This is a genomic window from Streptomyces sp. NPDC002265 (genome assembly GCF_040296125.1).
Classification (GTDB): Bacteria; Actinomycetota; Actinomycetes; order Streptomycetales; family Streptomycetaceae; genus Streptomyces.
The window spans coordinates 1-8964 of the sequence record NZ_JBEOWS010000375.1 but is presented as its reverse complement, the minus strand read 5'-3'; the positions used below and the strand labels follow the sequence as shown (position 1 = coordinate 8964).

The 8964-nt window shown below is 71.6% G+C and carries 11 protein-coding genes; 5 read left to right on the top strand and 6 right to left on the bottom strand.

The window, feature by feature from the left end; genetic code table 11:
* Positions 1–4: 4 nt before the first annotated feature.
* Entirely contained in the window at positions 5–391 is a 387-nt protein-coding gene (locus tag ABT085_RS39555) for a DUF7144 family membrane protein (RefSeq protein ID WP_502982928.1), read from the bottom strand.
* A 336-nt stretch (positions 392–727) separates the two neighbouring features.
* Complete coding sequence (locus ABT085_RS39550; RefSeq protein WP_351619768.1) at positions 728–1138, bottom strand: CAP domain-containing protein; 411 nt, start codon at positions 1136–1138, stop codon at positions 728–730.
* A 281-nt stretch (positions 1139–1419) separates the two neighbouring features.
* Between ABT085_RS39550 and ABT085_RS39545 the strand changes: the two genes are divergently transcribed.
* From ABT085_RS39545 to ABT085_RS39535, 3 genes are all read left to right on the top strand, one after another.
* A complete protein-coding gene (locus tag ABT085_RS39545; protein ID WP_351619765.1) occupies positions 1420–1686 on the top strand; it encodes a hypothetical protein in 267 nt (88 codons plus the stop codon).
* Positions 1687–1889: 203 nt separating this feature from the next.
* Complete coding sequence (locus ABT085_RS39540) at positions 1890–2531, top strand: DUF4232 domain-containing protein (protein WP_351619762.1); 642 nt, start codon at positions 1890–1892, stop codon at positions 2529–2531.
* 269 nt (positions 2532–2800) lie between these two features.
* Positions 2801–3730 (top strand): N-acetylmuramoyl-L-alanine amidase, encoded by a 930-nt coding sequence (locus ABT085_RS39535; RefSeq protein WP_351619759.1) that lies wholly within the window; start codon positions 2801–2803, stop codon positions 3728–3730.
* A 10-nt stretch (positions 3731–3740) separates the two neighbouring features.
* Here the strand turns inward: ABT085_RS39535 and ABT085_RS39530 are convergent, their stop codons facing one another.
* Positions 3741–4460 carry a hypothetical protein gene (locus ABT085_RS39530; protein WP_351619756.1) on the bottom strand — a complete coding sequence of 240 codons (720 nt, stop codon included), beginning with the start codon at positions 4458–4460 and terminating at the stop codon, positions 3741–3743.
* 28 nt (positions 4461–4488) lie between these two features.
* Complete coding sequence (locus ABT085_RS39525) at positions 4489–5721, bottom strand: MFS transporter (RefSeq protein WP_351619753.1); 1233 nt, start codon at positions 5719–5721, stop codon at positions 4489–4491.
* 94 nt (positions 5722–5815) lie between these two features.
* Here ABT085_RS39525 and ABT085_RS39520 point away from each other — a divergent pair, with 94 nt between their 5' ends.
* Positions 5816–6781, top strand: coding sequence for an ArsR family transcriptional regulator (locus ABT085_RS39520; RefSeq protein WP_351619750.1), 966 nt, complete (start codon positions 5816–5818; stop codon positions 6779–6781).
* A 71-nt stretch (positions 6782–6852) separates the two neighbouring features.
* Positions 6853–7386, top strand: a complete 534-nt coding sequence (locus ABT085_RS39515) for a glutathione peroxidase (protein ID WP_351619747.1) — start codon at positions 6853–6855, stop codon at positions 7384–7386.
* A gap of 116 nt (positions 7387–7502) precedes the next feature.
* Here ABT085_RS39515 and ABT085_RS39510 read toward each other — a convergent pair whose 3' ends face one another.
* Both ABT085_RS39510 and ABT085_RS39505 read right to left on the bottom strand, forming a co-directional pair.
* Positions 7503–7712, bottom strand: coding sequence for a DUF397 domain-containing protein (locus tag ABT085_RS39510; protein ID WP_351619744.1), 210 nt, complete (start codon positions 7710–7712; stop codon positions 7503–7505).
* A gap of 219 nt (positions 7713–7931) precedes the next feature.
* Entirely contained in the window at positions 7932–8789 is an 858-nt protein-coding gene (locus ABT085_RS39505) for a Scr1 family TA system antitoxin-like transcriptional regulator (RefSeq protein WP_162470114.1), read from the bottom strand.
* Positions 8790–8964: the final 175 nt, after the last annotated feature.

Genomic DNA, 8964 nt, shown 5'->3' with positions numbered 1-8964 from the left:
GCCGTCAGGGGGTCCGGGCCGGGTCGATCTCCTTGTGCATACCGGTGCACAGCGCCCAGACGACGAGGATGTTGACGGCGATCAGGATCGTCGCCCACAGGGGGTAGTACGGCACCCAGAGGAAGTTGGCGATGGCGCCCAGGCTGGCCACGAACACGCCGAGATAGCGCGCCCACAGCGCACCGCCGAGGAACAGGGCGCCTCCCGCGACGACGAGTACGACGCCCAGAACGAGGTGGACCCAGCCCCAGCCGCGCAGGCTGAACTCGAACGCGTAGTGCCGCGTCACGACGAACACGCTGTTGCGGGCGATGGCGGCGATCCCTTCGAGAGCCGCCATCACCCCGCCGAACAGCATCAGCACCGCCCCGAAGAGGGTGGTGCCGGACACAGGCCCGTGATGGGGGGAGGGGGCCCCGTGATGGGCGGAGGGGGCGGCTCCGGCCGGTCCCGGCCGGGCGGAGTGAGCGGTCATTTCGGTCTCCGTCCTGCCGGAGTACGACGATTTGACGATTTGATCAGTTTATCGCCCGGTTTATCAGGTGGCATCCCGTCGCCCGAAACCCGAGAGCCGAGAGCCGAGAGCCGCGGGCGGCCGGGCGGCCGTCCGCGGCCGGGGCATCGGCCCGGGAGTCGGCCGGATGTCGGCCCGGTCAGGCCGGGGTGCCGAAGACCTGGACCACCCGGTCGCCGGCCACGCCGACGCCGGTGTCGGTGTACGAGCACCTCAGCATGTCCGCCTTGTGCGGGGCACTGTCGAGCCAGCCCTGCACATGGGCCGCCGCGCTCCCGTGGCCCGGTCCGGAGATGTTCCCCCCAAGGCGCGGTAGTTGTAGCCCACCGAGGTCATCCGCATCGGCACGGTGGAGCCGTCCGAGCCCGTATGGCTGTCGAAGTTGTTCCTCTCCTCGTCGTCGGCATGGGCCTGGGCGATCTGCTGGAGCAGCGGATTGACCTGAAGGGCCGCACAACCGGCCTTCGCACGCTCCGCGTTGACGAGGTTGAGGATCTCGCCCGGGGTGGTCTGCTGCACGACGGAGGCGTGCGAGGCGGATGTCACGGTGGCAGCGCCGGCGGCAGCGGTGCCGCCGAACGTGAGCAGCGGGACCGCGCAGACCGCGACGGTCATCCGGCACATGCGACGAGTATTCATGAGCATGACAGGCCTTCCGTCATTGGTCCGGGACATCGACAGAGTGCTCCCCGTCCCCCGCGGCCTGCTCCGCCCACCCGCGGCCGCGCACCTCGGTCCTGGATCCGCCCTCCATGCTGACCGCACTGGGCCATTTGTGCACGCGGGGCCTGATTCCGGGCCCGAAGCCCCCTGAACGAGCCTCCGGACTCCGGGAGTGCACGCCCTCGGAGACTGTTCTAGCGTCGAAATACGCGCGACCCGACCGAGAGAGCAGGTGTATCCCCATGCGTCCGTCGGCTCGTATCCCCGGCATTCTCGCCGCTCTGGCCCTGGCCCTGGGCGGCGCCGCCCTGGCCGCTCCGGCGGCCCACGCCGACATCCTGGCCTGCGAGAACCATGTCCAGGATCAGGGCTCCGAGGTCACGGACGCGGTCCGGATGGCCTGCTACCACGGCCTGGTGGGAGACCGGAGCGGCTGCCTCAGCGGCCTGACCGAGGCGGGCACGACGCACGCCACGGCGGTCGAGGCCTGCCGCCAGGCCCCCGGCTGAGCGCCCCGCCCGACGCCGCTACGCCGGTTGCGGTACCCGCCCCCGGTACGTCCCGGGGGCCCCGCCACCGCGACGGGGGACGTCCCGGCGTGTCTTCCGACCGCCCGGACGGCGTCGCGGCAGGGTGATAGCCCCAGGCCGGGCGGCCCCCGGCGACGGTCGGCGCGCCCGGCGCCCGGTGCGCTCCGACTTCGGGGGACGACATGCAGTACAGGAACGGCATCCGTACGACGATGATGGTGCTGGCCGCGGCCTCGACAGCTCTGCTGGCGACCGCGTGCCAGTCGGCCGGCGACTCCGGTGCCACCAAGTCGTCCTCGCTTCCGGCGAGTTCCTCGGCCTCCGCCGCGAACGGCCCGTCGCTGCCACCGGTGGCGAGCGAATCCGCCCCCTCCCGCCCGGCGAAGGCGTGCACGGCCGACGAAGTGAAGGTGACCGCGCGTCAGGCGGCCCAGCGCTCCGCCGGCACCGGAACCGGAGCGGTGGTCGTCGAGTTCACCAACACCTCCGACCGGTCCTGCGAACTCAAGGGCCATCCGACGGTGGCGGGCGCGGCCAACGGCTCCCCGCAGCACAACTCCCCCTTGAAGACGATGCCCTTCGGGACGGAGACCGCGGTCCTGGTGGCCCCGGGCGACAGCGCCTGGGCGAAGCTGAACTTCGTCCAGGTGCAGGGCGAGGGCGACGGCTACTGCGCGTCCGGCTCGGACCCCGTCGTCTACCCCACGCTCGTGATCGGGCTGCCGGGGGCGGGGAGCCACCAGGTCGCCCTGGACAACGGCGAGATCGCCGAGTGCGACAACCAGGTGACGGTCACCGCGGTGTCGAAGACGAAGCTCTCCTGACCGGACCGGACGCTCCGGCGCACGGCGGAGACGCACGCGGGAGGGCGGCGCCGGTGGTACCGGCGCCGCCCGTTTGCGCGGTCAATATGGCGATTTAGCCCCACGCGGCAGACGGTTCCGGGATTCTTGGTTGAACGGACGACCGCCCGATACGGCGGCGGCCGCCCGCCACCGGGTCGGCCGCGCCGGGACGGGAGCGGCCGCTCCGCCTCCCCTGTCTCGTCAGGCGTGCTCGCCCACCGCGCCGGGCCGACGAAAGGACCGCAGCCATGGCCATCCCGCTGTCCGCCGCGAAGACCCTCGCCGCGCTGAAGGCCGAGGGCCTCACCGTGCACGAGCACGCCGGCTGGGCGACCCACAATCGTGACGCGGCCACCGGCAGGCAGTTCGGTCCCGTGATCGGCGTGCTGATCCACCACACCGCCGGGCACGGCGACAGGGAGATCTGCTTCAGGGGCAGAGCGGATCTCCCCGGGCCGCTCTGCCATGCCTGGCTCGGCAGGACCGAGGGGCTGTGGATGATCGGCCACGGCCGTGCCAACCACGCGGGGGCCGTCGACCTCGACGTCCTGCACGCGCTGCGCGCCGAGACCCGGCTCCCGCACGACGACGAGGCCGACGCCGACGGCAACGACTGTCTGTACGGCCTGGAGATCGAGAACCTCGGCAACGGCCACGACCCCTACCCGGACGCGCAGTACCGGCAGGCCGTGCTGTGGGCCGCGGCCCTGTGCCGGGCGCACGGCTGGTCGGAGCGGTCCGTCGCCGGGCACAAGGAGGTCCAGCCCGGCAAGATCGACCCGAGCTTCGACATGGACGACTTCCGGGCCGACGTGAGGAAACAGCTCGCGGCGGTCCGGACGCAGCCCGCCCCGGCCGCGCCCGGCACAGGAACGGCCTCCAAACCGCGCGTCGATCTGTCCCGCCTGGTGCGCGCCGCGAAGACCGATCCCGGTGCCAGGCAGGGCCATGTCACCTATTTGGCGGGCACGAACCTCGTCGAGGCGGCCCTGGTCGAACTGGGCTACCTCGGCCGGGCCTTCGCGGGCGACGGCTCCTTCGGCTCCACGACCGTCGCCGCCTACGCCAAGTGGCAGCGCCACCTCGGCTACACCGGAGCCGACGCCAACGGTGTCCCCGGCAAGATCTCCCTCACCCGGCTCGGCGACTCCGTCGGCCTGTTCACCGTCGTCGTCTGACGGACCGGAATCAGCCGAACGCGGCCGCGGAGACGTCCCGTTCCAGTTCCGCCCGGTGATGTCCGTACGTACCGATGCCGGACACCTTGATCAGGAGGCAGAAGCGTCCGGCGGAGGGCAGCCGTCTGGCCACCTGGCCGAACTCGCGGCGCAGGAAGTGGACCGCGGCCAGGTTGCCCGTCGCGGACTGCCCGCACACCAGGAACACCGGTCTGCCGGACTCCCCCGGCGTGAACTTCGCGACGAGGGCGTACTCCTGGTCGCGGCGGCTGTAGGGGAACTTCTCACCGCCGACCTCGATGGCGACCGACTCCGGGTCCCCGGCCCGGTACGGGTGGACGGTCACCCCGGGCAGATGCGCGGCGAGGTGGCCGCCCGTACGGACGTTGGAGCCCAGCGGCCCGCCGACACAGAACTCGGTGCGGTCGCCGTTGCTCCCCCGGAAGTCGCCCGGCTCCAGCTCCGCCTCACACCCCAGCTCCCCCACGAGCAGGGAGAACTCCACGACCGCCCGTACATCCGCGTAGTGCGCGCTGCCGGGCGCGTCGTGCTTGCCGCCCAGCACGACCAGGCAGGTCTCACCGGGACGGACGCCGAAGAACTCGGCCCGCCGGTTCAGCTCCCGGGCGCGCTTGGCCCGCTCCCCCAGCCATACGAAGCCTCCGCCGAGCAGGCTGGTCACCAGCCCGAGCGCGATGTTCACCAGCACCGACTGAATCGTGTCCCCCACTCCACGACGACGTTCACCCGGACCATTGTCAGCGAGCCCCGGGCCTTTTCGCGCCCTCGCGGCGAAGGTGACGCTCCGTATCCGTCGGGGCTGTCGGGGCTGTCCTGGAGGCCAGGGCCAGGGTCACGGTCACCGCGACCGAGGCCGTCGCCATCACGGTCATCGCCGTTGCGGGCGAGGCGAGTTGGGCGACCGTGCCCGCCAGGGTGGCGCTCAGGCCCTGGAGGGTGAGCATTCCGGCGGAGTGCAACCCCAGTGCGTGTCCGCTCAGTTCGTCCGGTACGAGGGCCATCAGCCGCTCCTGCTGGAGCAGGCTCGCGCCGAAGCCCACCGAGGCCACGGCCACGAGCGCCGCCGCCACGGGCAGGGCCGGGCGCAGCACGAAGAGCACGTACGGCGTGGCCAGCAGGAGCAGCAGCGGGGTGATCAGCCGGGCGCGGACGGCGGGCGGCAGCAGCCGGCCGGCCGTCACGTCGCCCGCCAGCATGCCCAGCGCCGCGCAGGCGAACAGCGGTCCCGCCGCGTCCGGGGCGTAGGACACGAACAGGGACTCGCAGCCCACGACCAGGCCGTTGGGGAGCCACAGGCCCAGGTAGAGCAGACGGCGGGGGCGGGAGGACCACAGCAGGGCATTGGTGTGCCAGGTCGCGGCGACGGAGGGACGGCCGGTGCCGCGGGGCGGGCGGTGGGTCAGTCCCAGCCGCAGGCCCGCGGCGGACGCGGCGAACAGCGCCGCCGCGAGCAGGAGCGCGGGGCGCGGGGAGAGTGCGGCGATCAGGAGGCCGCCCGCGCCGTAGCCGGCGATCTGGGTGATCCCGACCATCATGTTGAACACCGAACGCCCCGGCAGATAGCCGCCCTCGGGAAGGATCTCGTTCAGCAGTCCCCAGCGGACCCCGCCGCCGAGCGAGGCGATCAGCCCCTCGGTGAGGAGGACGGCGAGGACGGCCCACATCGGCAGGCCGGGCACGGCCAGCAGCGCCGTCGCCACCGCAAAGGCCAGGGCGACCCCCGCCAGCGTGGTGCGTGGGGGCAGCCGGTCGGCGCCGGAGAGCAGCAAGGTGGCGCCGAGCACCTGGGCGAGGGTGGGGCCGAACATGCTCACGGCCGACAGCAGCGGGGAGCCCGTCGCCCGGTACACCAGGGTGCCCAGCGCCAGGCCGCCCACCGTCTGCGCCGCGATGCCCGCGGCGGACGCGAGGAAGAGGGGGGTGAACTCCGGGGTACGGAAGAGGGCCCGATAGCCGCCGTCTGTGGTCATGGCCGGAGTCTCGGACAGGGCTCCGGGAGGCCGGTACTGTTTCGCGCGGGTGCGAAAGGTGGGGTGCGCACCGGGAGCAGGGGGGGCGGGGGCCGTGGGCTGGTGGCAGGTCGACGCCGACACCCTTGCGCGCAGCCGGTTCGTCCTCTCCCCGCTCGCCGAGACCTTCGCGAGCCTGAAGCTGCTGCACGCGGGCACGGGCCGGCATCCCGGTGAGCGGGCCTGGCTGGGGGCGCATCTGCCCGCGTACCGGGAACTGCTCGCGGCCGACCCGGTCACCGCGCTGCTGGTGCGGGCCGGGCTCGGGCGGCACTGGATCGCCGACTTCCTCACGCCGCCCCCGCGGGACGGGGAGACCTTCGAGGAGGGGGTCGACCGGGTGCGGGCGGTTCCGTCCGCCGCCGCCCGCGCGCATCTGCGGCTCTCCCTCGCGGGCCCGCTGCCCGCCGCGCTGGAGCGCGACGATCTGCCCGAGCGGGCGGCGAAGCTGCTGGAACAGGTCTGGGAGGAGTCCGTACGGCCGTACTGGGCGCGGCGCAGACAGGTCCTGGAGGCCGATGTCGTGGCGCGCACCGCGCGGGTCGGCCAGGGCGGCTGGGCGGCCGTGCTGGACGGGCTGCGGCCCGGGACCCGCTGGCTGGGCGAGAGCCGGCTCCAGATCAACCTGCACGCTTACCCGCCGCGCGCGGTCTCCGGGGCGGAGCTGGTGTTCGTCCCGGTCACCCCGCAGGCCGGCTGGGTGGCGTGGGAGGCGGCCCGGTACGCGGTGGTCTACCCGTGCACGGGCGTCCTCGCCGACGGCTCCGGCCGCCCGCCCGTGCCCGCGAGCCTGGGCGCGCTGCTGGGGGCCGGGCGGGCGGGGGTGCTGGTGCTGCTCGGCGATCCGATGAGCACCACCCAGCTGGTCGCCGTGACCGGGCAGGGGCTCGGGTCGGTCGGACGGCATCTGCGGGTGCTGCTGGACGCCGGGCTGGTCAGGCGGCGGCGGGCCGGGCGGTCGGTGCTGTACTCGCGGACGGCGGCCGGCGAGGCCCTGCTGGAGGCGGCCCGGACGGGGTGACCCGGATGCGGGCGGCGGCGTCCGGGAGGCCTTCCTCGAACACCCGCTCCACTCTGGTTAGCATCACAGTCATGACTGCTGACTCTCACAACTCACCCGAAACCCCCGAATCCCCCGTCGCCTTCCACGACGTCGACATCGACGCCCTCCAGGGTGGTCCGGCGAACCTCGCGCAGTACGCCGGCCAGGCGGTGCTCGTGGTGAACGTGGCCTCCAAGTGCGGACTCACCCCGCAGTACACCGGCCTGGAGCGACTGCACGCGCGCTACGCGGAGCAGGGCTTCACCGTGCTGGGCGTGCCCTGCAACCAGTTCCTCGGGCAGGAGCCCGGCTCCGCCGAGGAGATCGCCGAGTTCTGCTCGGCGACGTACGGCGTGACCTTCCCGATGACCGAGAAGGTCGAGGTGAACGGGGAGGCCCGGCACCCGCTGTACGCGGGCCTGGTCGGCTTCGCCGACGCCGAGGGCCACACCGGGGACATCCGCTGGAACTTCGAGAAGTTCCTGATCGGGCGGGACGGCAAGGTCGCCGCCCGGTTCTCGCCGCAGACCGAGCCGGAGGCCGCCGAGATCGTCGCGGCGGTCGAGGCCCAGCTCGCCGGCTGACTCCCGGCCCCCGGTACCGGCGGGGGCGGGAATAAGCCGAGCCCTCTCGGCTAGGACGGCGAGCTGGTCGAGAGGGCTCTGTTCGTGCTTATGAAGTTTTGAGTGGTGTCCCTGCATCAGCCGAGGCCGAAGGCTCCCTTGCCCACCTCGGTGACGAAGGCGTTCCACGACTGTGCGGGGAACGCCAGCACGGGGCCCTCGAGGACCTTGGAGTCACGTACGGACATGGCCGCGACGACCGGTGACTTGACCTCGACGCATGCGCCGTTCCCCGTGGAGTAGGAGGACTTGGTCCACGTGTCCGTGACGCCCTGACGAATTGCCATTTCTGCTCCGGATTGCCAGTTGTTGAGTTGCTGTCACCGCACGACGCGTCCGACTCCGGACCCACAGCGCGGTTTGCGCCAACCTTGTTGCTTGATGGCGTGATCGACGCTACTCGCCAACATCGGCTTGCGAAGCGACTATTCACTCGACTGGATGGCATATTCCATTGGGGCCTTCCATCCCGGACGGTGGAAGGTGTACCGTGCGCCACTTTCTCCTCAGCGTGCGTACTCCTTCGCAATGTCCGCGATGAACTGGCGCGACTGTTCGACGTTCAGGGCCTGCGCCCGCAGGTGCTCGTACATCACGCTGTACTTCTGGACGTCGTTCGCCTTCTCCAGGTACAGGTCGCTGGTGACGCCCTCGATGTAGACCACGCTGGAGTCCGCCGCGTCGGGGAACTCCAGGATCGCGTACTGGCCGTTCAGACCCGGGTGCGCGCCCATGTCGAAGGGGATCACCTGCACGGTGACGTGCGGGTGCTGGGACTGCTCGACGAGATGCTCCAGCTGGTCGCGCATCACGGACTTGTTGCCGACCACGCGCTTCAGCGCCGCCTCGTCCAGGACCGTCCACAGCCGCAGCGGGTTGTCGGGGGTGGAGATCCGTTCCTGTCGGCGCAGTCTCACCTGCACCCGCTTCTCGATGTCCGCCGCGGCGGTCTCGGGCAGCGCGCCCGCGATGAGCGACTCGGCGTACTGCCGGGTCTGGAGCAGCCCCGGGACCACCTGCGGGTCGTACACGCGCAGGCTCGCCGCGTCCGTCTCCAGACCGATGTAGACGCTGTACGGGATGTCCCCGAACGAGTGCCACCAGCCCTGCTGGCGCGAGTCCTTGGCCATCTGCATCAGCGAGTCCACGATCCGGTGGTCCTCCACCTCGTAGACCCCGCACAGGTCGCGGACGTCGCGCTGGCTGATGCTGCGCCGGCCGTTCTCCAGCCGGCTGATCTTCGACTGCGACACCAGCAGTCGCTCGGCGACCTCCTCGGCCGTCATGCCCTTGAGCTCCCGCAGCCGCCGCAGCTCCTGACCCAACCGGCGTCGCCTGACAGTGGGATTGACGTTGGACACCACGGGACGTGCACCTCCGGCTGCATACCTCTACTTGCCACTTTGCGTATCTGCTGTTGAGCAGATTGCCACCAAGATGCTTCTTACCGCTGGCAAACGGTGGATATGCGGCAGGTAAGGGCCAGTTGCGCTCGGTTCCGGATGCGACGAAGCGGGGTGGCGAGACCGTGAGGTCTCG